General features: G+C 69.1%; 19 protein-coding genes and 1 pseudogene. 7 read left to right on the top strand and 13 right to left on the bottom strand.

Annotated elements, in window-relative coordinates:
- Window positions 1–98: 98 nt before the first annotated feature.
- Window positions 99–1,145 (top strand): hypothetical protein, encoded by a 1,047-nt coding sequence (locus QFZ52_RS15695; protein WP_307498544.1) that lies wholly within the window; start codon window positions 99–101, stop codon window positions 1,143–1,145.
- Window positions 1,146–1,227: 82 nt separating this feature from the next.
- Here the strand turns inward: QFZ52_RS15695 and serS are convergent.
- Window positions 1,228–2,509 (bottom strand): annotated as a pseudogene (gene serS / locus QFZ52_RS15690) (serine--tRNA ligase).
- Window positions 2,510–2,631: 122 nt separating this feature from the next.
- Here serS and QFZ52_RS15685 point away from each other — a divergent pair.
- Window positions 2,632–3,699, top strand: a complete 1,068-nt coding sequence (locus tag QFZ52_RS15685; protein WP_307498542.1) for a diacylglycerol/lipid kinase family protein — start codon at window positions 2,632–2,634, stop codon at window positions 3,697–3,699.
- 51 nt (window positions 3,700–3,750) lie between these two features.
- Here the strand turns inward: QFZ52_RS15685 and QFZ52_RS15680 are convergent, their stop codons facing one another.
- The 3 genes from QFZ52_RS15680 to QFZ52_RS15670 all read right to left on the bottom strand — a co-directional run bounded on the left by QFZ52_RS15680 (window position 3,751) and on the right by QFZ52_RS15670 (window position 5,466).
- A complete protein-coding gene (locus QFZ52_RS15680; protein ID WP_307498541.1) occupies window positions 3,751–3,963 on the bottom strand; it encodes a hypothetical protein in 213 nt (70 codons plus the stop codon).
- A gap of 190 nt (window positions 3,964–4,153) precedes the next feature.
- Entirely contained in the window at window positions 4,154–5,101 is a 948-nt protein-coding gene (gene pheA / locus QFZ52_RS15675) for a prephenate dehydratase (protein ID WP_307498539.1), read from the bottom strand.
- Window positions 5,102–5,139: 38 nt separating this feature from the next.
- The gene (locus tag QFZ52_RS15670) at window positions 5,140–5,466 is read right to left on the bottom strand and encodes a rhodanese-like domain-containing protein (RefSeq protein WP_144629674.1); all 327 of its coding nucleotides are present in this window, start codon (window positions 5,464–5,466) and stop codon (window positions 5,140–5,142) included.
- A gap of 169 nt (window positions 5,467–5,635) precedes the next feature.
- On the opposite strand from QFZ52_RS15670, the gene QFZ52_RS15665 reads away from it, so the two are divergent.
- The 4 genes from QFZ52_RS15665 to QFZ52_RS15650 all read left to right on the top strand — a co-directional run bounded on the left by QFZ52_RS15665 (window position 5,636) and on the right by QFZ52_RS15650 (window position 12,160).
- Window positions 5,636–7,693: an ABC1 kinase family protein gene (locus QFZ52_RS15665; RefSeq protein ID WP_307498538.1), complete on the top strand. Its 2,058-nt coding sequence runs from the start codon at window positions 5,636–5,638 to the stop codon at window positions 7,691–7,693.
- 30 nt (window positions 7,694–7,723) lie between these two features.
- Window positions 7,724–9,199 carry a peptide MFS transporter gene (locus QFZ52_RS15660; RefSeq protein WP_444861218.1) on the top strand — a complete coding sequence of 492 codons (1,476 nt, stop codon included), beginning with the start codon at window positions 7,724–7,726 and terminating at the stop codon, window positions 9,197–9,199.
- Window positions 9,200–9,458: 259 nt separating this feature from the next.
- A complete protein-coding gene (locus QFZ52_RS15655; RefSeq protein WP_307498536.1) occupies window positions 9,459–10,466 on the top strand; it encodes a hypothetical protein in 1,008 nt (335 codons plus the stop codon).
- Window positions 10,382–12,160: an aminotransferase class I/II-fold pyridoxal phosphate-dependent enzyme gene (locus QFZ52_RS15650; protein ID WP_307498738.1), complete on the top strand. Its 1,779-nt coding sequence runs from the start codon at window positions 10,382–10,384 to the stop codon at window positions 12,158–12,160. The genes QFZ52_RS15655 and QFZ52_RS15650 overlap by 85 nt, the downstream gene beginning before the upstream one ends.
- Before the next feature lie 128 nt (window positions 12,161–12,288).
- Here the strand turns inward: QFZ52_RS15650 and QFZ52_RS15645 are convergent, their stop codons facing one another.
- The 9 genes from QFZ52_RS15645 to QFZ52_RS15605 form a co-directional block, all read right to left on the bottom strand.
- Window positions 12,289–12,960 (bottom strand): TetR/AcrR family transcriptional regulator, encoded by a 672-nt coding sequence (locus QFZ52_RS15645; protein WP_307498535.1) that lies wholly within the window; start codon window positions 12,958–12,960, stop codon window positions 12,289–12,291.
- Window positions 12,957–14,426 carry an APC family permease gene (locus QFZ52_RS15640; RefSeq protein ID WP_307498533.1) on the bottom strand — a complete coding sequence of 490 codons (1,470 nt, stop codon included), beginning with the start codon at window positions 14,424–14,426 and terminating at the stop codon, window positions 12,957–12,959. The genes QFZ52_RS15645 and QFZ52_RS15640 overlap by 4 nt, the downstream gene beginning before the upstream one ends.
- A 234-nt stretch (window positions 14,427–14,660) precedes the next feature.
- Entirely contained in the window at window positions 14,661–15,182 is a 522-nt protein-coding gene (locus QFZ52_RS15635) for a flavin reductase family protein (protein ID WP_307498532.1), read from the bottom strand.
- A gap of 1 nt (window position 15,183) precedes the next feature.
- Window positions 15,184–15,540 carry a cupin domain-containing protein gene (locus QFZ52_RS15630; protein WP_278267783.1) on the bottom strand — a complete coding sequence of 119 codons (357 nt, stop codon included), beginning with the start codon at window positions 15,538–15,540 and terminating at the stop codon, window positions 15,184–15,186.
- 3 nt (window positions 15,541–15,543) lie between these two features.
- The gene (locus QFZ52_RS15625; RefSeq protein WP_307498531.1) at window positions 15,544–17,040 is read right to left on the bottom strand and encodes a 4-hydroxyphenylacetate 3-hydroxylase family protein; all 1,497 of its coding nucleotides are present in this window, start codon (window positions 17,038–17,040) and stop codon (window positions 15,544–15,546) included.
- A complete protein-coding gene (locus QFZ52_RS15620) occupies window positions 17,037–17,711 on the bottom strand; it encodes a DUF2848 family protein (RefSeq protein ID WP_107003819.1) in 675 nt (224 codons plus the stop codon). The genes QFZ52_RS15625 and QFZ52_RS15620 overlap by 4 nt, the downstream gene beginning before the upstream one ends.
- Before the next feature lie 155 nt (window positions 17,712–17,866).
- Complete coding sequence (locus tag QFZ52_RS15615) at window positions 17,867–18,661, bottom strand: carbon-nitrogen family hydrolase (protein ID WP_208187382.1); 795 nt, start codon at window positions 18,659–18,661, stop codon at window positions 17,867–17,869.
- Window positions 18,662–18,691: 30 nt separating this feature from the next.
- Complete coding sequence (locus QFZ52_RS15610; protein WP_307498528.1) at window positions 18,692–19,351, bottom strand: GntR family transcriptional regulator; 660 nt, start codon at window positions 19,349–19,351, stop codon at window positions 18,692–18,694.
- A 149-nt stretch (window positions 19,352–19,500) separates the two neighbouring features.
- Entirely contained in the window at window positions 19,501–20,271 is a 771-nt protein-coding gene (locus QFZ52_RS15605; protein ID WP_307498527.1) for a DUF4190 domain-containing protein, read from the bottom strand.
- 138 nt (window positions 20,272–20,409) lie between these two features.
- Here QFZ52_RS15605 and pgm point away from each other — a divergent pair, with 138 nt between their 5' ends.
- Complete coding sequence (gene pgm, locus QFZ52_RS15600; RefSeq protein WP_307498526.1) at window positions 20,410–22,062, top strand: phosphoglucomutase (alpha-D-glucose-1,6-bisphosphate-dependent); 1,653 nt, start codon at window positions 20,410–20,412, stop codon at window positions 22,060–22,062.
- The last annotated feature ends 286 nt before the right edge of the window (window positions 22,063–22,348 follow it).

Below are 22,348 nucleotides of genomic sequence, written 5' to 3'. Positions count from 1 at the left end.
TGGGTCGACAACGTTGGCGTGGGTGGTTGGCGTGGGAGTTTGTCCACATCCAGCAAAGGCCCCACGCGGGACGGTCGCGAATCCCGAATCGTGGAGGGATGAAGTTCCCACCGGCCCATTTCGTGACGTCCCCCTCCGGTCTGCGGTCCGGCCCGACGCCCTGGCGGCTCCACCACGACTTCCGCCAGGGACGGCTCGTCCGGCTGCGCAGGGGCGTCTACCTGCCCACGGCCGAGTGGCTTACCGGCACCGCGTGGGACCGTTACGCCCTGACGATCGCGTCGCTGGCAGTGACCGGTCATTCACCGGTCTTCTGCCGCGAGACGGGACTGGCACTCTGGGGTCTCGGGCTGCGCCAGGTCCCTCTGACGGTCGACTTCCTGACCCCGCTCCCCCAGAAGCTGGGGCGCCGTCCGCTTCCGGAACTGTACGGTGACCGCGGCCCGGCCGCTGAGGCGTGGGCCGGCGTCGTCCGGGAGAGCACTCCGCCGGGCCCGCTCCCGCCCGGATTCCGGGACGCGCTCAGGCTGGGCTCCGCCGACGGAAGCCTTCGGCTGCGGGTTCCGATCCTCGGACTCGACCTCCGAGTCCAGGCGTTCGATGATCTGCTCTTCGACACCATTCACCGCCTGACCTTCGACGACGCCGTCGTGGTGCTGGATCAAGTGCTGTCGGGATGCGGGTCGGCGGGAGCCACCAGGACACGGGAGGAACTGCTGCGGATCTGCGGGAGACTGCCCTCGAACGCCGCACGACGCAGGATGTCGGAGGCGCTCGCCCTGGCTGATCCGCGGTCCGAATCGGTCGGGGAGTCGTGGAGCAGGGCCCTCATCCACCGGCTCGGCTTCGAGACACCCGAACTCCAGCACCGGATCTCCGGACCGCAGGGCGAGATCGCGCGGACGGACTTCTTCTGGCCTGGGACGCGACTCGTGGGCGAATTCGACGGCCTGGTGAAATACGTACGGTCGCAGGACCTCAGGGGGACGGATCCGGCCAGGGTGGTCGTGGAGGAAAAGCGCCGGGAGGACCGGATCCGGGCGGAGGGCTACGGCGTGGTCCGCTGGGTCTGGGACGATCTGCGGCGACCCGAGCGGTTCGCGGCACTCCTGCTCAGGGCGGGTGTTCCGCTCCGTGCCCGATGATTCCGGCGACACCCCCGGAAACGTTGATGACCCACGGAAATTTCCGTGGGTCATCAACAAAACCGTGGGGGAAGCGCAGCCCCTAGAGGACCGGGAACACCTCGAGGCCCGCCCAGGTACGGACGGAGCGCGGCCGGGACCGTGACGGAGCCGTCCGCGTTCTGGTGGTGCTCCAGGATGGCGACGATCCAGCGGGTCGTGGCCAGGGTGCCGTTCAGGGTCGCGACGGCGCGCGTGCCCTTGGGCGTCCCGTCCTCCGCGAACACCCGCTCGCGGATGTTCAGGCGGCGGGCCTGGTAGCCGGTGCAGTTGGAGGTGGAGGTCAGCTCGCGGTAGGCGCCCTGCGTGGGGACCCAGGCCTCGCAGTCGAACTTCCGTGCGGCGGAGGAGCCCAGATCACCGGCGGCGGTGTCGATCACGCGGTACGGGAGCTCGCACTTGGCCAGCATCTCCTCTTCCCAGGCCAGCAGACGCTCGTGCTCGGCGGCCGCCTCCTCCTGGGTCGTGTAGATGAACATCTCCACCTTGTTGAACTGGTGGACGCGGATGATGCCGCGGGTGTCCTTGCCGTGCGAACCGGCCTCACGGCGGTAGCAGGAGCTCTGGCCCGCGTAGCGGATGGGACCGTCGGACAGGTCCAGAATCTCATCGCCGTGGTAACCGGCCAGGGCCACCTCGGAGGTGCCCACCAGGTAGAGGTCGTCCTCGGCCAGACGGTAGATCTCGGCGTCGTGCTTCACGTCGAAGCCGGTGCCCTGCATGGTCTCCGGACGCACGAGCGTGGGGGTGATCATCGGGACGAAGCCGTTGGCGATCGCCTGGTCCATGGCCATCTGCAGCAGCGCCATCTCCAGACGGGCGCCCACACCCCGGAGGAAGTAGAAGCGCGAACCGGAGACCTTGGCGCCGCGTTCCATGTCGATGGCGCCGATCAGCTCGCCGATCTCCAGGTGATCGCGGGGTTCGAAATCGGTGAATTTGCGCGGTTCGCCCACGGTCTTCACGACCACGTAGTCGTCCTCGCCGCCCTCCGGAACGCCGTCCAGCACGAGGTTGGGGATCACGCGGAGCAGTTCATCCTGCGTGGTCTGAGCCGTGTCGGCCTCGGCTGCCGCGGCCTTGACGTTGGCCGCGAGCTCCTTGACCTCGGCCAAGAGTGCCTGCTTCTCCTCGCCCTTCGCCTGGGCGACGCGCTTGCCGAACGCGTTCTGCTCGGCGCGGAGGTTTTCGTACCGGGTCAGGGCGGACCGACGTGTGGCATCCGCGGCGACCAGCTGGTCCACCAGAGACTCGTCCGCACCACGCGCACGCTGGCTGGCCCGGAACTTCTCAGGATTCTCAATGAGTTCTTTAACGTCGATCACGGTCCAAGGGTATCGAATAGGGCTCAGTCCCTGCTAAGTGGCGGGATCGAGAGGGCCGGGGCTGCTACCCCATTCCTCGCTTCGCTCGGACGGGGCCCCTCGCAGGTACGCTTAGGAGCACTATGGGGAAGACTGGTCAGTACGTTCTCTTCGCGGGTGGCGCGGCCGCTTTCACCGCGTCCGCCGTGGCCGGCTGGTGGGGCGCCCGGCGCCTCAAAGCGATCCATCGCCGCAGCTCGGTGGCCGGGCCCGTCAGTGCGCCGATCAGCGGTCCGCAGCGGATCGCCGTCGTGATCAATCCGGTGAAGAACAACGCCACCGGCGCCCGCGAACAGATCCGCCACGCCATCCAGACCGCGGGCTGGCCCGAGCCGGTCTTCCTGGAGACGACCGTCGAGGACCCCGGTTACGGTCAGGCGCGAACCGCCCTCGAGGAGGGGTACGACGCCGTGCTCGCGGCGGGCGGCGACGGCACCGTCCGCGCCGTGGCCGAAGTCCTGGCCGGCAGTGACGTGCCGCTCGGGCTCATCCCACTCGGCACCGGGAACCTCCTGGCCCGGAATCTCCAGATGAACGTCACCGATCTCCGCGGCTGCGTCGGCGCGGCGCTGTTCGGCTGGGAACGGCGGATCGACACCGCGACGGCGGAACTCCAGAATGCGGTGGACGGAACCGTCACGCGGCACGGTTTCCTGGTCATGGCCGGGATCGGCATGGACGCCGAGGTGCTCGTCGACACCCGGGACGACCTCAAGAAGACCATCGGCTGGATGGCCTACACCGCCGCGGGCCTGCGGCATCTGAGCGGGCGGCGCAAAGCGGTCACGATCAGCCTCGACGGCGCGCACCCTCAGAAGCGCAAGATCCGCAGCATCCTCTTCGCCAACTGCGGCCAGATGCCGGGCGGTCTCGACTTCCTGCCGGACGCCATGGTCGACGACGGCCTGCTCGACGCCGTCGTGATCAGCCCGCGCAGTGTGGCCGGCTGGATCCTCATGTACCTGAAGGTGCTGTTCAAGCACAACGGCGTCCTGCCGATCATGCGCTCCTACGCCGTGAACCGGATGACGGTGTGGAGCCCCGAGCCGATGGAGACACAGCTCGACGGCGATCCGTCCGGGCCAGCCACTCGCATCAGCGTGGAGATCTGGCCGCAGTCCCTGTCCGTGCGGGTGCGCCCGGAGCAGTGAGGTCCGCGGGGTGACGTCCGCAGCGTGAGGTCTTCGGGGTGACCCGCGCGGCTACTTGGCCTCGCCGGACTCCTCGTCAGCCTGCTGCTGGGCGCGGCGGAGGGCGTCATCCTGGTGATGGTGCTCCGACTGCTCCTTGATCATCGCCTGCTCCTCGGCGAAGCGCAGGCGGTCGGCACGATCGGCCTCGTCGCCGTCCCAGTCCTGGTTGTCGCTGTCGGGCACGGGGTTGACGATCATCCCCTGGCCATCGTTCTCGCTCATGGTGCCTCCCTGACTCGGTTCGGGCGCAAACCGGCGTGCCTGGCGAGGCCCGCCTTTTCCGCCGGAACGCTGAGACCCGGCGCGCACTGGAAATGTTCAGGTAAGCATACGCGCCCGGGCATCCGTCAGATAGAGGCACGCCGCCGGAGCGGCCTGGACGCTCATTCGGCGGCGACAGACCAGGCAGCGACTACCCCGCCGCGCCGTCCTCCAGGATCCCGGCCACCCACTGATCCGCGGCGGCGAAGGCGGCGTCCGAATTGTGCGGCGCGACCACGGGCGACTGCGCATCGGCCCGTGCGTACGAGCCGAGGAAGCGCGTGGCGGGGCTGATGCGGTGCAGGCCCGCGAGCGCCTGCTGGACCCGGGCCTCGTGAGCGTGGCCGTCGGCGTCGATGCTGAAGAAGTAGTGGCCCAGGTACTGGCCGGTGGGGCGCGATTCGATCCGGCTCAGGTTCACGCCCCGGCTGGCGAACTGTTCCAGGATCTCCATGAGCGCGCCCGGGTGGTCCTCGGGCAGCGGCACCACGAGCGTGGTCTTGTCCGCCCCGGTCGGGCGTGGCATCGAACCCGGCCGCGACACGAGGATGAAGCGGGTGACGGCATCCGGGTTGTCGCCGATGTTCTCCGCGAGCACCTCGAGCTCGGGGTGGCTGCGCGCCACGATCGGCGCGCAGACGGCGGCCTGGTGCTGCGGGTCCTTCTCCAGGAGCGCGACGGCGGCGGCCGCCGTCGACGGCGCGGTCAGGTACTCGACGCCGGGGCGGTGCTCGTCGAACCATTCGCGGGTCTGCGCCCAGGCATGGCCGTGGGTGGAGACGACGCGGATGTCCTCGAGCGCGGTCCCCTTCAGTGCGACCAGCTGGAAGTTCACCGGCACCAGCACCTCGCGGATGATCCGGAGCTCGCTGCCCGTGGCGATGGCGTCCAGCGTGGCGGGAACGCCGCCCTCCACCGAGTTCTCAATGGGGATCATCGCGGCGTCGGCGTCACCCAGACGCACCTTCTCGAGCGCCACCTTGGCGTTGCTGACGGGGATGCGGATGGCCTCGGAGGCGCCGGGCACCTGGAGGAGCGCGGCCTCGGTGAAGGTGCCTTCCGGGCCCAGGTAGGTGTAGCGGGGCGTTGCAGCGCTCATGGGGTGCTCGGTTCTTCCGGTGTTCTGCGGGCGGGTGGTTACAGGACGCGCGGGGTCTCGGACCCCTCGGCCACCATGGGGCGGCCGGCCTCGAACCACTCGTCCATGCCACCCGCCACGTTGATGGCGGAGTAGCCCTGGCCCACGAGCCACTGGCTGGCCTGCCAGGAGCGTCCACCGGTGCGACAGATGATGTAGAGGTCCTCGTCCGGGTCGAGCTCCTCGAAACGCAGGGGCAAGGTGTTCAGCGGAACGTGCACCGCACCCTCCACATGGCCGGCTTCCCACTCGTAGTCCTCACGGACATCGACGATGGTGGCGCCTTCCGGAATGTCCTGGACCCGTACGGTCTCAACCTCGCTCACGCTGCGTCTTCTCCTCTGCCTCCGGCCCGGCGAGCAACGCCAGGACAACTGCACCCAGACTATCCTGCGAGCGCTCCTGTGCGACTTCCACAACGCGTCATCCTGGAGTTGTCCACATTCCCACTCCGGGATGATGCCAGGCCTCCGAACCCCAGGTGAGAATGAGAGCGTGGACGCACTTTTCTGGTTCGGGGGCCTCGTGGAAGTCCTCCTCACGCTCATCTTCTTCCTCGTCCAGACGTGGTTCCTGGCGTCGGTCTCCCGGAGGCTTCTCGGTGTGCCTGTGGGCTGGCCGCGTTCGATTCTGGTCGCTTTCGCATTGACCCTCTTCTTCTCCGCCACGGTCCTGCTGTTCCTGGGCGCCGCCGGCCTGGACAGCCAGGAGAGCGTGAGCCGGGATCCGCTGGCGGCGGTCCTGGTCGCGGGCCTGTCGGCCCTCTGGACGTTCGCCCTGGGGGTGGCGGTCCTGATGGCCTTCGAGATCATGGTCCCCACGGGCACCCTGCCCAACCCCTTCTCCTGGCTGCGGTCCGCCCGGACCCATTCCCGGCAGGCCGGCCGGTATACGGAGGTGGTCCGGATCGCCAGCCGCCACGGCCTGGCCCTCGGATTCCGGGGTCTTTCCCGGCACGCACGGGACCGGGAAGACCGGACCGCGCGGGCCTTACGGCAGACCCTGGAGGAGGCCGGGGTGACCTTCGTGAAGCTGGGTCAGATGCTGTCCACCCGGAGCGATCTGCTGCCCGCCGCCTATATCCGGGAGCTCTCCCGGCTCCAGAGCGAGGTGCAGCCCGAGCCCTGGGACCGCATCCGGCAGGCTCTCGACCGCGAACTCGGCAGGCCCGCCGCGGAGGTGTTCAGCCACGTCGACCACGTGCCCCTCGCCGCAGCGTCCGTGGCGCAGGTGCACACCGCGACACTCGGCCCCGTCGAACCGGATCACACCCGGCCGGACGTGGTGCTCAAGATTCAGCGGCCCTCGGCGCTGCAGCAAGTGAGCCTGGACATCTCCATCATCGAGCAGCTGGCGCGCTGGCTGGAACGGACGGCCCCGTGGGCCCGGCGGCTGGGCGCCGTGGCGCTCGCCCGCGGCTTTGCCGACTCCTTGACGGAGGAGCTGGACTACCGGGTGGAGGCGGAGAACACGCGGGCCCTCGCCCACGCCAACCGCGGGGAGGAACTCCGGGTTCCACAGGTCCACGAGGAGCTCAGCACCGAGCGGCTTCTGGTCATGGAGCGCCTTCACGGGGTCCCCCTGGGCCGGGCCGGGGAACAGCTGGCGGCCCTGAACCCCGCGACGCGGCGATCCCTGGCACGGACCCTGCTGCGCGCCACCATCAGCCAGCTCACCGTGGACGGTGTCTTCCACGCCGATCTTCATCCCGGGAATGTCCTGCTCTGCGAGGATGGCCGGCTCGCCCTTCTGGATTTCGGGTCGGTCGGGCGCCTGGAGAGCGGCAGCCGGCGCGCCCTCGCCTCCCTGCTCTTCGCGATCGACGCCGACGACGAGCGCCTGGCCTGTGACGCCCTGCTCGAACTCCTCGACCCGCCCACCCGGCTGGACGAACGGCGCCTGACGCGCGAGCTCGGCCAGCTCATGGTCCGCTTCCGCGGAGGCTTCGGCCCCCAGGGCGGCGCGGCCCTGTTCGGCAAGCTCTTCACGCTGGTCCTCGATCACGGGTTCGCCGTCCCGCCCCAGATCGCCGCAGCCTTCCGCGCACTGGCCGCGCTCGAGGGCACTCTTCGGCTGCTCGATCCCGGCTTCGATGTGATCGCGGAAGCCCGCGAACTCGGTTCGGAACAGCTGGAGCAGGAGTTCACCCCCGAACGGCTCAGGACCGAACTGAGCCGGCAAGCCCTCACGCTCCTGCCCACGCTCGCCCGGCTGCCCCGGCGAGTGGACCGCCTGGCCGACGCTCTGGAACAGGGAACTCTCACGGCGCGGGTCCGGGTGCTGGCCGACGACGGCGACCGGGGCTTCCTCACACGCCTGTTCCAGCAGCTGATCGTGGCGGTGCTCGCTGCCGCGGCGACCATCGGCGCCGTCCTGCTGATCCTGGACGACTCTGGGCCCTCTCTCACGGCTTCCCTGTCCTGGCACTCGTTCTTCGGCTTCACCCTGCTCTTCGCCGGGTTCGTGCTGGCTCTCCGTGCTGTGACGCTCGCCTTCCGCGGCTCGGACGGCCCCGGCCCGGCCAACGCCAGAGAACGTGACCGGGGCCACTAAAGATGACTTAACTCACATGCCGCTGGGAGCATGGATGAAATGAACCCCGTACAGACCGAGCCGGGCACCACCGTGTCCACGGACAAAGGCTTCTTCGGTCACCCCCGACTGCTGGCCAACCTCTTCACCGTCGAGATGTGGGAACGCTTCTCCTTCTACGGCATGCAGGGCATCCTGGCCTACTACATGTACTACACGGCCACGGACGGCGGCCTGGGCCTCGACAAGGCCCTCTCCCTGAGTCTGGTCGGCGCTTACGGCGGTGGCGTGTACCTCTCCACCATCCTGGGCGCGTGGCTCGCGGACCGCCTGCTCGGCTCCGAGCGGGTGCTGTTCTTCTCGGCCTGCGTGATCATGGCGGGCCACGTCGCCCTCGCCCTCCTGCCGGGCGTGCTGGGCCTGGTGATCGGCCTGGTGCTGGTCGCCTTCGGCTCCGGTGGTCTCAAGGCCAACGCCACGGCTCTGGTCGGCACCCTGTACGCGGAGAAGGACGAGCGCCGCGACGCCGGGTTCTCCCTCTTCTACATGGGCGTCAACCTGGGCGGCCTGCTGGGCCCGCTCGTCACCGGCTTCCTGCAGAGCCGCGCCGGATTCCACTGGGGCTTCGGCGCCGCCGCCGTGGGCATGGCCCTCGGCCTCATCGTCTACAGCCTCAAGCGCAAGGACATGCCGGAGAGCGCCCACCATGTGGCGAACCCCCTGGCCCCGGGCGAGCGGAAGAAGTACACGCTGATCTTCGGCGCCGTCGTCGTCCTGATCGTGTCCCTGCTCCTGACCCACCTGGTGACCGCGCAGAACCTGGCCACCTGGATGGCGTACGTGGCGATCGGCGCCTCCGTGGCGTACTTCCTCATCCTGCTGGGCAGCAGCAAGACCCAGCCGGTGGAGCGCAAGCGCGTGTTCGCGTTCATCCCCCTCTACATCGCGTCGGCCGCATTCTGGGCGCTGTTCCAGCAGCAGTTCACGTTCATCGCGGTCTACTCGGACGAGAAGCTGGACCGCCACCTGTTCGGCTGGGAGATGCCGGCGGCCTGGGTGCAGTCGATCAACCCGGTGTTCATCGTGATCTTCGCGGGTGTGCTCGCGGCCCTGTGGACCCGCCTCGGCGAGAAGCAGCCCAGCTCCCCCGTGAAGTTCTCCCTGGGTCTGGTCCTCATGGGCCTGGCGTTCCTGGCGTTCCTGCCGCTGGCCGGCTCTGAGAAGACCCCGCTCCTGGCGCTGGTCGGCATCCTGCTGCTGTTCACGCTGGCCGAGCTGTGCCTGTCCCCGATCGGGCTGTCCGTCTCCACGAAGCTGGCCCCGGCCGCCTTCCAGGCGCAGATGGTCGCGCTGTTCTTCCTGTCCGTGTCGCTCGGCACCACGCTGGCCGGCATCCTGGCGGGCTACTACGACCCGTCCAATGAGACGCCGTACTTCCTCGGCATCGGCAGCGTGGCCGTGGTGCTGGGCCTGGCCCTGCTGGCCGGCGCACCGGCCATCCGCAAGCTCATGAGCGGCGTGCGCTGAGGCCCGTTCCGTCTCATGACGACGTCTCCTGTCCGGAGGCCCGGACACCGTCAGGTGTCCGGGCCTCCGGCGCATTCCAGCGGTTCCGCGGGCGCCGGGCCCCTCGAACAGGAGTTGTATATTACGTGTATACCGTAATGTTCCCGGAAGCCTTCTGAGCTGCCAGAAGCGCGGGTAAGGTCATGCGCAAGGCCGTCAGGGCCGGCCGGACTGCAATGGGGCAGTCCCGGATTTCTCGATGTGAGGCCGAGGGACAGTAATGACGTTCGCACCAACAGCCGGGGGACGGTGGGGCGCCGAGATCGGCACCCCCGAAAGCGCATGGCGCACCCGGAAGGACACCTGGGAGTACCTCGGGTACGCCCTCTCCGGAATCCTGCAGCAGCGCCGCATGGGGCAGCTCGAAACGGGCAGCTCCGCGTCCTTCACCGGCATCCTTCAGCTCCTCGAATCGCTCGAGCCCTACTGGGCGCTCCCGGGCCTGCAGGCCGTCAAGGACATCTCCGAACTGATCAGCCTGGGGCGCTACTCCGAAGCCATGAGCCGCGTGGAAAGCGTCAATGACATGCTGCGGACCGGCTTCCATGTCAGCGAGGACGGCGCCCCGGGCGAAGGCCTCTCCCCCGACCCCGACGGGCCCACCCCCTCCCGCCCCGCCCCGCACATCGAGGTGCTCGTGGTGGACTCCGGCCCGTCCGAGGAACTGGAGCGCTTCACCAAGGAACTGCGGGACCAGCGCCGTGGCCTGGACAAGTTCACCTATCACGTCAATGTGGTGCCGAGCTTCGTGGACGCCCTGGTCGCCCTCGTGATCAACCCCGGCATCCAGGCCGTCATCCTGACGCCGCGCATCTCCGCCCACTCCCAGCAGCGCCTCAGCAGCTCGCTCCGCCGCTTCGTCGAGCGGCGCGCCGGGAGCCGCCTTCAGGAGACGCGATCCATCCGACGGATCATCCACCTCGCGGACGCCGTGGCGGAGATCCGCCCGGAACTGGACGTCTTCCTCATGGCCGGCGTCGCCCTGGAATCCCTCGCCGGATCAGTCAACGGCCGCGCTTCCGCCGGGTCTTCTCCCGGACCGACGCCATGGACCTGCACCTGTCCATCCTCGGCGGCATCACGGAACGCTTCGAGACGCCGTTCTTCGACGCCATCCAGGAGTACAGCCGCCGCCCCGGAGGGGTGTTCCACGCCCTGCCCGTCTCGCGCGGCGGCTCCGTGCTGGCTTCGCCCTGGATCGAGGACATGGCCGATTTCTACGGCATGAACCTCCTCCTGGCCGAGACGTCCGCGACGTCGGGCGGCCTGGATTCGCTGCTGGATCCCCACGGCGCCATCAAGGAGGCCCAGGAACTCGCGGCCCGCGCCTTCGGCAGCCACCGCAGCTACTTCGCCACCAACGGCACCTCCACGGCCAACAAGATCGTGCACCAGTCGATCGTCGGCCCCGGCGATATCGTCCTGGTCGACCGGAACTGCCACAAGTCCCATCACTACGCCCTGGTCCTGGCGGGCGCCTCGGTCAGCTACCTCGACGCCTACCCCCTGGACGAGCACTCCCTCTACGGCGCGGTGCCCCTCGAAAGCATCAAGCGGCGGCTGCTGGCCATCCGCGACGCCGGGCAGCTGGACCGGGTGAAGATGATCACCCTGACCAACTGCACCTTCGATGGCATCGTCTACGACCCCCGCCGCGTCATGGAGGAATGCCTCGCGATCAAACCGGATCTCGTGTTCCTCTGGGACGAGGCCTGGTTCGCCTTCGCCGGATTCCACCCCGTGTACCGCCAGCGGACGGCCATGCATGCCGCCGCGGTCCTCGAACAGGACTTCACGACGGCGGACTACGGCCGCCGCTTCGAAGAGCAGAAGGCGCTGCTGGCAGGAGCCGACACGGAGACTCTGGTGCGCACCCGCCTGCTCGCCGACCCGACGTCGACCCGCCTCCGCGTGTACGCCACGCAGTCGACGCACAAGACCCTGACCTCGCTCCGCCAGGGCTCCATGATCCACGTCTTCGACCAGGACTTCGCCGAACTGAACGAGGAGTCCTTCCTGGAGGCGTTCATGACGCACACCTCCACCTCCCCCAACTACCAGATCCTGGCGTCCCTGGACATCGGCCGACGCCAGGTGGAGCTGGAGGGCTATGCCCTGGTGCAGCGCCAGGCCGACCTCGCTATGAGCATCCGGCGGACCGTGGGCCGGCACGCCCTTCTGCGGAAGTACTTCCGGGTCCTTTACACCTCGGACCTCGTCCCGGACGCCTACCGCGTCTCGACCAGTCCGAACCCGGCCAAGGACGGCCTCGCCTCCTGGGATCAGGCGTGGGCCGAGGACGAGTTCGTGGTGGACCCGTGCCGCATCACCCTGGACATCACGGCCACGGGCGTGGACGGTGACACCTTCAAGCACGACTACCTCATGGACGGCCACCGCATCCAGGTCAACAAGACCAGCCGCTCCAACGTCCTGATCATGACCACCATCGGCACCACCCGCAGCTCCGTCGCGTACCTGATCGAGGTCCTGGTCAAGATCGCCGAGGACCTGGACCGCAAGCGGGCCCTTTCCCGCGTGAAGACCCGCGCCCTGCCACCCGGACCGGACAGCATCCCGTCGATCCCGCTCCCGGATTTCAGCCGTTTCGCCCCCGCCTTCCTCACCGCCGACGGCGCCTCAGGCGACATGCGCTCCGCCTACTACCTCAGCTACCGCAAGGGCACCACGGAGCACCTCTCCTCCGCGGAGATCCGCGACCGGCTGGCGATGGGCGATGTGGTCTCGGCGAGTTTCGTCACGCCGTACCCGCCCGGCTTCCCGGTGCTCGTGCCGGGCCAGTGCTTCTCCGCGGACATCCTGGACTACATGGACGTGCTGGACACCCGCGAGATCCACGGCTACGACAAGGAGCTCGGGTACCTCGTCTTCCGCCCGGAGGCCCTGCACCCGGTGTACTGAGGATCCGATGCGCTGAGCGCACGGTGTGCTGGCGGGCGTCCGCTCCGGCGGGACGCTGCGCCGCGACGACGACGGCGGCCCCGCCCACGGCCGCGGCGAGCAGGCGGCGGGGCGAGGGAGGCTGTGGTTCAGGACCCGCCGTCGTCGTCCGGGGCGGCCGTGACGCTGAGCCCTGCCGCGAGGGTCCGCGCGAGGAAGCCGAAGCGGTCGCTGCGGTCCTGAGCGGCGGCCTCCTGTGCCCGCACGAGACTCGGGAAGTCCGCCCGGCGATGGGCGGGCACCTGCCACGCGTCCTCCATGGCCTGCGTGTCCAGGGCGGCGCCGATCGCGGCGCTGTCGATGGCCTCGATGGTCGGCAGGACCAGCCGGTCCGGGACCCCCGCCTCGCGGAGGGCCGTGGCGATCCGTTCGTAGATCCCCAGCACCTCGGGGTTGGTCACGGGCTGCACCAGGATGAGGGGCAGGAGCGCGGGGACGCCCTGATAGGTCTTCAGGAGCGACTCGAAGAGCTCCACCACCAGGACGTCGAGCCGCCGGGAGAGCTTCCCGAAGACGGTCCGCTCGGCCAGGACCCCCCGCGCCAGTTCGATGATGTCCGCGCGGCTGGAGACGTGCTTGTAAAACGCCGATTGGCGGACGCCCAGGCGCTCCGCCAATCGGGGCAGGGAGAGGATGCCCTCCTCCTCGAGGAGCGCGAGGGCCTCCTGCCCGATCTTGTCCACGGTGAGCCGTGGCACGCTGGGGCGGCCGAGCCGGTGGACCCGGCCGCCCTCTGGTTCCGCTGCCTGCGGTGGGTTCATTCGGAATGTCCGATCCGTCCGAAGACTTCTGGCCTGTTCTTCTTCAGCCACCACGCTACGGCAAGGCCCAGCACGAACGTCACCGGGGCGATCACGAGCAGGGTGGTGTTGACGGGGTCGCCCGCCGGGATGCCCGTGAGGTACTGGATGTTGGTCACGCTGAGCCAGATCACCACGACCATGACCGCGGTGGCCAGCACCGTGGAGGGGATGACGTACCAGCGGGTGTTCAGGCCGCGGTTCCGGACGAAGAACATCACGACGCCGACGCCCATGAGCGCTTGCAGCGCCAGGATCCCGATGATGCCCGGGGAGTTCAGCCACACCACGAACTGGGTGAAGGGATCGAGCGCGAGCACTGCGCCGACGATCACGCAGATCGCACTCAGGACGGTCTGAAGGACGCCCGCGTTGCCGGGGGTGAGGTGGCGGCTGACCCGGGCCATGCGGGCGGGGAAGATCCCTTCGCGGCCGAGGGAGAGCGTGTACCGGTTGATGGTGTTGTGGAAGGCCAGCTGCGAGGCGAAGATGCTCGTCACGATCAGCACGCTCATGAGGTTCACGAGCCAGTCGCCCGCGAAGGTCCCCGCCAGGACGTAGGCGGTGTCACCCGTGTCGAGGTGCTGGCCCGCGAAGGCCTGGATCGCGCCGAAGCCGCCGGCCTGGACCAGGATCCACACCGCGAAGGCGTAGAAGGCGCCGATGAACGCGATGGAGATGTACGTGGCCCGCGGGACGGTGCGGTCGGGGTTGCGGGCCTCCTCCCGGTACAGCGCACCGGACTCGAAGCCCATGAAGGCGGAGAAGCCCATGCTCAGCACGGCGGCCATGCCCGGGGTGAAGATCGCGTCCGGCGTGAAGGAGTCCAGGCTGATGCCGTTCGCCCCGCCGTGGGCCAGGACGGCGACGGCGAGGATCACCACGATCACGGTCTCCAGGGTGAGCAGCACGCCCACGACCTTGGCGCCGACGTCGATGCCGCGCCAGCCCAGGTAGTGCACCGCGGCGATCGAGACGAGGGCGTAGACCCACCAGGGCAGGTCGACCCCGGTGAACTGCTTGACGGCCAGATTCGCCTGGATGCCGAGGAGCCCGTAGAGGCCGATCTGGATGCCGTTGTAGCTGAGCCAGGCGGTGAATCCGGCGCCGAGACCGGTCACGCGGCCCAGGGTCTTGGCGATGTAGCCGTAGAACCCGCTGTAGGACAGGATGTGCCGGGTCAGGGCCATGAAGCCGACGGCGAAGAGGGAGAGCCCCAGCGCCGCGGCGATGTAGATGACGGGGGCGCCCGGGCCACCGACGGCGAGGGCGAGCGGGGAGACGCCCACCACGATGGTGAGCGGCGCGGCGGCGGAGACCAGCATGAAGACGATGTCACGCGTGCCGAGGGAGTTCTTCTTGAGGCCGGCCGGGGAGGGACCGGACGCGTGCGGCTGGGGGTCCGCAGCGGATTTAGTGAAAGCCATACACTTAAATGTGAGGCTCGCCACATCGGCCGTCAAGAGGTTTCGCGGATGAATATCGAACGTTTTTCACCGGGGTTCCGGAGGCCGTTTCAGGGCACGACGGAAGGGCCCGGGACCAGGGGTCGCGGGCCCTTCCGGGGCGCTTGCGGGGGCGGTTCAGCTGCGCAGCCGGGCGGCTGGCCGGCGGGTCGGCGGCCGACCCGGCCAGCCGGCCAGCCGGGAGGCTTCAGCGGCTCAGTAGAACCACGGCACGGCGTCGTGGTTGAAGTCGCGGAAGTCGCCGAACTTGCCCGAGTAGAAGGCCAGGGGCTCGCCGTCGCGGTACCGGGCGGACTTCACCTCGCCGAAAAAGACCTGATGGTCCCCCACGACGTGGCTCTGCACCACCTCGCACTCGGCCTGGGACAGCGCCCCCGCCACCACGGGCAGGCCCGCGGGGGTGAGGTCGAAGACGCCGTCCTCGAAGCGCTTCCCGCCCCGGACCGCGAACTGCCGGGCCACCCCTTCCTGCTTCGCGCCCAGGATCGAGACACCGAACCGGCCGCTCGCCAGGAGGGCGTCACCGGTGCGGGTGTCGAAGTTGAGCGAGATCATCAGGATGGGCGGCTCCAGGCTGATCGACGTGAGCGAGCTGATGGTCATGCCCACCTTCTCGCCGTCGTGCTCCGCGGTCACCACGGCCACCCCGGTGAGGAAGCGGCCCAGGGTGCGCCGCATTCCGGAGGCGTCGGGGGTGGCGAAAGCCGGGGCCGCCATCTCAGGCCTCGTCCCGCGGGTAGTAGCGCACCTCGAACATCCGGGCGCCCTCCTCGGAGATCCACGGTCCGTGTTCCATGCCCGGCGGGCGCGTGGCCCAGTCCCCGGCCTTGAACACCTGGTTCAGGCGCAGATCCCGCATGGAGCCCTCGAAGATGAAGACCTCTTCCCAGAAGTCGTGCCGCAGGGCGCCATTGGGCGAGGTGTCGGTGCCCGGTTCGAACTTCAGGATGCGCGTCACGGCGTCGCTGCGGTCATCCCGGGCGAGGATCGCCTCAGACAGGCCCTCGATGTGGGGGTTGCAGTCGGTGAACTCCACCCGGTCCACCGGGCCGAACTCGAATTCCGGCTTGGCCATGGCTCAGGCCTCCTCTCCGGCGCCCACGAGCGCCTGACCGGACGGCACGCGGCCGTCCACGGTGTAACCGGCCAGGAACTCGTCCAGCTCGGCCACGTGCTTCTCGTATCCGAAGTTGCGGTAGGTGTAGACGCCCTTCACCACGAAGGGAGCCCCCGCATAGAACAGCTCGTACTGCTGGTGGCGGCCGGCGAACTCGGTGCCGATGATGTCCCAGGCCAGGCGGAAGAGCTTGATGCGCTCCTCGCTGCTGACGTTCGGGGACGCCACGTACTTCTCGACGTCGGCGGCCGTGACATCGCTCTTCATGTCCGCGACGCCGGAGGGCAGCTGGAGCACACCGCCGCCGGCCAGATCGCGCAGGATCTGGATGACGCGCGGGTACGTCTCGGACTGCAGGCCCATGATGCCGTACAGGGCGCGGCGGCCGGGGACCATCATGCCGTTCGCGTCCGGCTCGGCGCTGTACTCGGCGGCCAGGAGCGCGGACTCCACGGAGGACACGACGGCGGCCAGCTCACCCAGGCGCTCCTGCACCCCGGGGATGCGGTCGGTGCCGTTGACGGCGGCGATCTTGCGGGCCACTGCGGCGATGAACTGGAGCTTGACCGTCAGGCGGGTCTGAGCCTGCCAGTTGCCCAGGGCGTGGGCGCCGGTGTCGAAGAACTGGCGGCGCAGGGTCTCCACGTTGCGGTTGATGAAGACGCGGTCCCAGGGCACGAGGACGTCGTCGAAGATGACCAGGGCGTCCGGCTCGTCGTAGCGGCTGGTGAGCGGGTAGTCGAACTCGCTCGTGGCCGCGGTGGCGTACGGGCGGCGGCAGAGGAACTTCAGGCCCTCCGTGGCGGCCGGCAAGGCGAAGGAGACGGCGAAGTCCACATCGTCCGGGCCCAGGGGCTTGATGCAGGTGACGAACACTTCGTCGCTGATCGCCCCGCCGGTGGCGAGCATCTGCGAGCCGCGGACGATCAGGCCCTCCTCGGTCTCCCCCACGACGCCCACCTGGATGAAGTCGCCCTCCCAGCCGGACGCCGTCGTCGCCCGCGAATACTGCGGCGGGATGATCGCGTAGGAGACGTAGAGGTTCTCGCGCAGGATGCGTTCGTAGTAGCGGGTGAGGTTCCCGGCGTAGTCGCGCTCTTCGGAGGCGAACACCTCGGGGTGCGCGGCGAAGGCGGCGAAGAAGGTGCCGACGTGGTCGGGGCTGCGGCCCACCCAGCCGTGGGTGTGCTTGGCCCAGCGCTCGACGGCGGATCGGCGTCGTTTCAGGTCCTCCGGCGAGCGCGGGATGCCGAACACGAGGTTCGCCGGCCCACCGATCTCGGGGCAGTCGTACTGCATGCCGTTGGCGGGGTCGGCGGCGATGTCGAACAGTTCGGCGACCGTCTCCACCACCTTGCTGAACGCGGGGTGCTCGGCGACGTTCCCCGCCACCTGACCGTCGATCAGGACGGTCCGGCCGTCGTTGAGGGAATTGATGTACTCGGCTCCGGTCCTCATGACTGTGCTCCTTGGGAGATGGTGTAGCGGTGGCTGATGGTGGCGCCGTCGGGGAAGCTCAGCTCGAGTTCCCAGTCGGCGCCGTAGACGAAGGTGCCGCCCAGCAGCGGGAGGGTCCCGCCCAGGCAGATGAAGTCGCCGTCGCCGGGGTCGCGGCGCTCCAGGAAGAGGCCGACGACGTCGGCCGGCGTGCGGAGGTTGCTCAGAGTCCCCTCCTGGTAGAGCTCGCCGTCCACTCGGCTGCGGGCGGTGCACTCGTCCAGGGAGAGGGACGCGAGGTCCTCGACGGGGATGACCGTCCCGGCCACCGGCTTGGGGCAGGCCCGCTTGGACTCCCCGATGTCCTCGGTCTCCAGGAGGCGGTCCGTGTGGTCCGACGCGATGCCCAGGTAGTACCGGCCCGCATGGCGGATGTAGAGGGGTTCGATCTCGCCGGACGTCTGCGCCCCGGCCACCCGGAACGCGGGGGCCGTGCTGACGGTCTCCGCCTCCACGGGGTAGAACATGGGCACCTCCGGCGGCGGGGCGACGCCGATCGCGGCGAGCTCGTCGATGTGGTGCTGGACGGCCGCGGCGTCGCGGCCCGTGTACCCGGCGACGACGGCGGTGAACTCGGTGAGCTCGATCCGCTCGCCGGTTCCGGACACGGCAAAGCTGAGGGCAGGGGTCATGAGGGTTCCGTTCGATCTGGGATCGGGTGTGGGAGCGGACGACGGGGCGTGGTCCGTGAAAGCCTGCCGCGTGAGGCGGGCGGGTGTGGGGCGTCGCCCGCTGGGTCGCGGGCGGCTCGGCTCAGTGAGCGGGTCGGCTCAGTGGCTGGATCGGGTCAGTGGCTCAGCCCGGCGTAGTCGTCCAGGCGGTCGGTGATGACCGGGAACTCGCGGCGGACGGCCTCGATCTGAGCGGGGTCGATCGTGGCGCGGAGGACGTCCTCCTCGGCGCCGGCCTCGGCGAGCAGCCGGCCCGTGGGGTCCACCACGCGGCTCGTGCCCCCGAGTTCCACGCCTTCCTGCACACCAGTGGCGTTGCAGGCGAGGACGAACATCTGGTGTTCGACCGCGCGGGCCGAAGTGAGGAGCCTCCAGTGCTCCCGGCGCGCGGCGGGCCAGGCGGCGGGGACCACCACGATCCCCGCACCGCGAGTGCTCAGTTCGGACCAGATGCCGGGGAAGCGGAGGTCATAACAGGTGATGCCGGCCATGGTCCCGAAGGGTGTCCGGGCCACTGGCAGGCTGGTCCCGGGGGTGAGGAGTTCGGCCTCCAGGGACTGGTACCCGAAGACGTGGATCTTCGAGTACTGGTGGACGATGCTCCCGTCCGGACCCAGCAGCACCGAGGTGTTGCGGAGCCGGTCCGCGGAGATCCGTTCGACAATGCTGCCCAGGTGCACATGGGTCTTCAGATCCCGCGCCACCGCCGCACACATGGTGGCCGTGGGGCCGTCCAGGGTCTCGGCGAGGTCCGGGTACTGGCCGAAGTGGAAGTACCCGGCGCTCCAGAGTTCGGGGAGGACCACCAGGTCCGCCCCCTCCTGGGCGCGGATCAGGCTTTCCGCACGGTCGATGCGGTCCGCCTGGCTTTCAGCGTCCGGACTGGACAGCTGGATCAGTGAGATCTCCATTGACGCTCCTGGGTTTCTGCACCGGTCTGCTCAGGAGGGCAGGCCGGGGACGTGGGGCACGTTGAGTGCCGAAAGAGTGGACTCCAGGTGGGCCCGGGAGGCGGCGGCCGCCTGGTCCGGGTCACCGCTCAGCAGGGCCTGAACGATCGCGCGATGCTCCTCCACCACGCGGCGGCTGCGTCCTTCGCTGTCCAGGACGGCCTTGAGGCCCATCCGGAGCTGCTTGAAACGCTGGGCCTCGTAGACCCCCGCGAGGATCGGGTTGCCCGCGGCGGAGACGATCCTCTGGTGGAACTGGATGTCGCATTCGATGAAGGCGACGGGGTCCTGGACTGCGGCTTCCTGCCGGTCCAGGATCTCGTGGAGTTCCGCTGCGGGGACGGCGCCCTGGGCGACCTTGCGGACCGCCCAGTCCCCGATCACGCGGCGGACTTCCACCATGTCATCGATGTCCCGCCCGGTCAGGGCGGGGACGAACGCCCCCTTGTGAGCGACGCGCTTGATCAGGCCCGACGCCTCGAGCCGGAGGAGCGCTTCCCGCACCGGGGTGCGGGAGACTCCGGAGGCCTCGGCGATGGATCCTTCGCTCAGGAAGATCTCCTGGTCCCAGGGCAGGGTGGAGATCTCCTGACGCAGCCATTGGTAGGCGACTTCAGGCGCCGTCGGAGCGGGCTTGTGATAGATCGACATGTTGGCAGCCTAGAGGATCGGGGCGATATCACCGGTTGTGGTGATACTCACACTGTAGACCACCTGTATACAGCTTGTCTACAACCTGTTTTTGCGAACCATCCAGGGACGCTGGGCGGCCCGGAAACGACTGGTCCCAGCCGGAGGAGCTAGTCCCAGCTCGATGAGGAGGAGAAGGCGAAGAGCAGCACCAGCCCGTAGGCGAGCGAGATCGCGACCATGAGATAACCCAGGACCAGGCCGGTGATGGCCATGCCCTTGACCGAGGGCTCCTTCTTCAGACCGATGTGGCCGAAGACCACGGCGAGGATCTGCGGAATGATGAACCACCCTCCGGAGATCACCCCGACGATGCCGAGCACCAGCGCCGCGATGCTCATCCCCTTCGGCTGGGACGGGGCCAGGCCGGAGTAGTACGGCTGTCCGTAGGGCTGCTGTCCGTAAGGCTGCGGAGGCGTCTGCGCGTAAGGCTGCTGCCCGTACGGCTGGACGGGCCGGTTGCCGGGCGCGGCCGGGTACGGCTGCTGCGGGAACTGCCCCGGCCCCTGAACGGGGGCCGCTGGGTACTGCGGAGGAGCGGCCTGCGGCGCTCCGGGATAGCTCGCAGCGGCGAAACCTCCCTGCGGCGCCGGGGGCACGGGTGGGACCATACGGCCCGACGACGGCCGGGGCGCCTGCCCGGGAACCGGGCCGGGAAGAGCGCCGGGCGGCAGAGCCTGAGGGGGCTGCGAGGCGCCTGGCCCCGCCCACTGGCCGTGCTGTCCAGGCTGCGCTGGGGGTGTGGCGAACGGCGGACCGGGCCGCGGCGCCGTCGTCGGCTCTCCAGGCGCACGGTACTGCGGCGCGCCTTGCCCTGATGCACCCCGACCCGATGCGCCGCGGGACTCCTGTTCGCCCTGCTCGGGCGTGTGATCGCTCATGATCCCCCTCACGATTGCTGACCTCCTTCTCCAGGTTACCTGCCGGTACCGCGGCCGTCCCGGGGCTGCTCCGCGTCACAGCGGCGTAACCCTGGCCAAGGCATAGAAGACCGGGGGCTTCTCTGGCATGCTGGCCCCATGGCTAACCGCGCGGGCACCGTGGCCCTTCCCGAAGACCTTGTCGATCTCACCGCACTCCTGGACGCGTATTTCGACGTGCAGCCGGACCCCACGGATCCGGGACAGCGCGTGGCATTCGGCACCTCGGGGCACCGCGGCTCGAGCCTCAAGGCGAGCTTCAACGAGCGGCACATCGCGGCGATCACCCAGGCGATCGTCGAATACCGTGCGGCTCAGGGCATCGCCGGTCCCCTGTTCCTCGCCAAGGACACCCACGCGCTGAGCGAGCCCGCACAGAACACCGCCCTCGAGGTCCTGGCGGCCAACGGAGTCACGGTCCTGCTGGACGCCCGCCACGCGTACACCCCCACCCCGGCCCTCAGCCACGCGATCCTCAGCTACAACAACGCGGGGCACCCGGACCAGGCGGACGGGATCGTCGTCACCCCCAGCCACAACCCGCCCGCGGACGGCGGCTTCAAGTACAACCCTCCGCACGGCGGACCGGCGGACACGGACGCCACGGGCTGGATCGCGAACCGCGCCAACGAGTACCTCGAGAACGGCCTCAACGGCGTGCGCCGCCTCCCGCTGACCGAGGCGCTGAAAGCCGAGAACGTCGGCACCTTCGACTACCTGAGCAGCTACGTCGACTCCCTGCCCTCCGTGCTGGACCTCGACGCCATCCGCGAGGCGGGCGTGCGGATCGGAGCGGATCCCATGGGCGGTGCGAGCGTCGACTACTGGGGCGAGATCGGCGAGCGCCACCACCTCGACCTCACCGTGGTCAACCCGACCGTGGATCCGCAGTGGGCGTTCATGACCCTGGACTGGGACGAGAAGATCCGCATGGACTGCTCCTCCCCCTCGGCGATGGCCTCGCTGATCGGCCGCATGAAGAGCGACGACGGCGCGGCGCCCTTCGACATCGCCACCGGCAACGACGCGGATGCGGACCGCCACGGCATCGTCACGCCCGACGGCGGGCTCATGAACCCGAACCACTACCTCGCCGTCGCGATCGACTACCTCTACCGCAACCGCAGCGGCTGGAACCCGGCCTCCGTGGTCGGCAAGACCCTGGTGTCCTCGTCGATCATCGACCGCGTTGCCGCCGGGCTCGGGCGCAAGCTCGTGGAGGTCCCGGTGGGCTTCAAATGGTTCGTGCCGGGACTGCTGTCCGGCGAGGGCGCGTTCGGCGGCGAGGAGTCCGCGGGCGCCGCCTTCAACCGTAAGGACGGCTCCGTCTGGACCACGGACAAGGACGGCATCCTGCTGGCGCTGCTGGCCAGCGAGATCACGGCCGTCACGGGGTCGAGCCCGTCCGAGCTGTACCGCGGCCTGACGGACCAGTTCGGCGCCCCGGTGTACGCCCGCATCGACGCCGCCGCGAACCGCGAGCAGAAGGCCAAGCTGGGCAAGCTCTCCTCGGACGACGTCACCGCCACGGAACTGGCCGGCGAGACCATCACCGCGAAGCTGACCGAGGCCCCCGGCAACGGCGCGGCGATCGGCGGCCTCAAGGTGGTCACGGAGAACGCCTGGTTCGCGGCCCGGCCGTCCGGCACCGAGGACGTCTACAAGATCTACGCCGAGTCCTTCAAGGGCGCGGATCACCTCCAGCAGGTCCAGGCCGAAGCCAAGTCCCTCGTGGACTCGGTCATCGGCTGACCCACCGACTCCCCAGGCTCGCACCCGCCAGGCGCACTCGCACCGAAGAGGAGCACCCGCACCCCTGCCGCCGCCCCGGAACCGTCCGGGGCGGCGGTGTTTAACGCAATGGTGTTTAACGCGGCGGTGGCTAACGCGGCGCCCGGCCCGCCGCCGTCGTCGCGCCCCCTCATCGACTGCTCCATAGGATGCCGAAATCCCCGAAATCCGGCCCAGAACGACATCGTATGGAGCAGTCGATAGGGAGGGCGTGACCGTGAGACCGGCCACTCCTCATGTACTTAAC

Origin of the sequence: Arthrobacter woluwensis (assembly GCF_030816155.1) — a bacterium.
Lineage (GTDB): Bacteria > Actinomycetota > Actinomycetes > Actinomycetales > Micrococcaceae > Arthrobacter_E > Arthrobacter_E woluwensis_A.
This window is presented reverse-complemented; position numbering and strand designations above follow the sequence as displayed.

Coding starts and splice junctions, on each gene's coding strand:
- QFZ52_RS15695 (WP_307498544.1), top strand. CDS start 99: ATGAAGTTCCCACCGGCCCATTTCGTGACGTCCCCCTCCGGTCTGCGG.
- QFZ52_RS15685 (WP_307498542.1), top strand. CDS start 2,632: ATGGGGAAGACTGGTCAGTACGTTCTCTTCGCGGGTGGCGCGGCCGCT.
- QFZ52_RS15680 (WP_307498541.1), bottom strand. CDS start 3,963: ATGAGCGAGAACGATGGCCAGGGGATGATCGTCAACCCCGTGCCCGAC.
- pheA (WP_307498539.1), bottom strand. CDS start 5,101: ATGAGCGCTGCAACGCCCCGCTACACCTACCTGGGCCCGGAAGGCACC.
- QFZ52_RS15660 (WP_444861218.1), top strand. CDS start 7,724: ATGGATGAAATGAACCCCGTACAGACCGAGCCGGGCACCACCGTGTCC.
- QFZ52_RS15655 (WP_307498536.1), top strand. CDS start 9,459: ATGACGTTCGCACCAACAGCCGGGGGACGGTGGGGCGCCGAGATCGGC.
- QFZ52_RS15645 (WP_307498535.1), bottom strand. CDS start 12,960: ATGAACCCACCGCAGGCAGCGGAACCAGAGGGCGGCCGGGTCCACCGG.
- QFZ52_RS15640 (WP_307498533.1), bottom strand. CDS start 14,426: ATGGCTTTCACTAAATCCGCTGCGGACCCCCAGCCGCACGCGTCCGGT.
- QFZ52_RS15635 (WP_307498532.1), bottom strand. CDS start 15,182: ATGGCGGCCCCGGCTTTCGCCACCCCCGACGCCTCCGGAATGCGGCGC.
- QFZ52_RS15630 (WP_278267783.1), bottom strand. CDS start 15,540: ATGGCCAAGCCGGAATTCGAGTTCGGCCCGGTGGACCGGGTGGAGTTC.
- QFZ52_RS15625 (WP_307498531.1), bottom strand. CDS start 17,040: ATGAGGACCGGAGCCGAGTACATCAATTCCCTCAACGACGGCCGGACC.
- QFZ52_RS15620 (WP_107003819.1), bottom strand. CDS start 17,711: ATGACCCCTGCCCTCAGCTTTGCCGTGTCCGGAACCGGCGAGCGGATC.
- QFZ52_RS15615 (WP_208187382.1), bottom strand. CDS start 18,661: ATGGAGATCTCACTGATCCAGCTGTCCAGTCCGGACGCTGAAAGCCAG.
- QFZ52_RS15610 (WP_307498528.1), bottom strand. CDS start 19,351: ATGTCGATCTATCACAAGCCCGCTCCGACGGCGCCTGAAGTCGCCTAC.
- QFZ52_RS15605 (WP_307498527.1), bottom strand. CDS start 20,271: ATGAGCGATCACACGCCCGAGCAGGGCGAACAGGAGTCCCGCGGCGCA.
- pgm (WP_307498526.1), top strand. CDS start 20,410: ATGGCTAACCGCGCGGGCACCGTGGCCCTTCCCGAAGACCTTGTCGAT.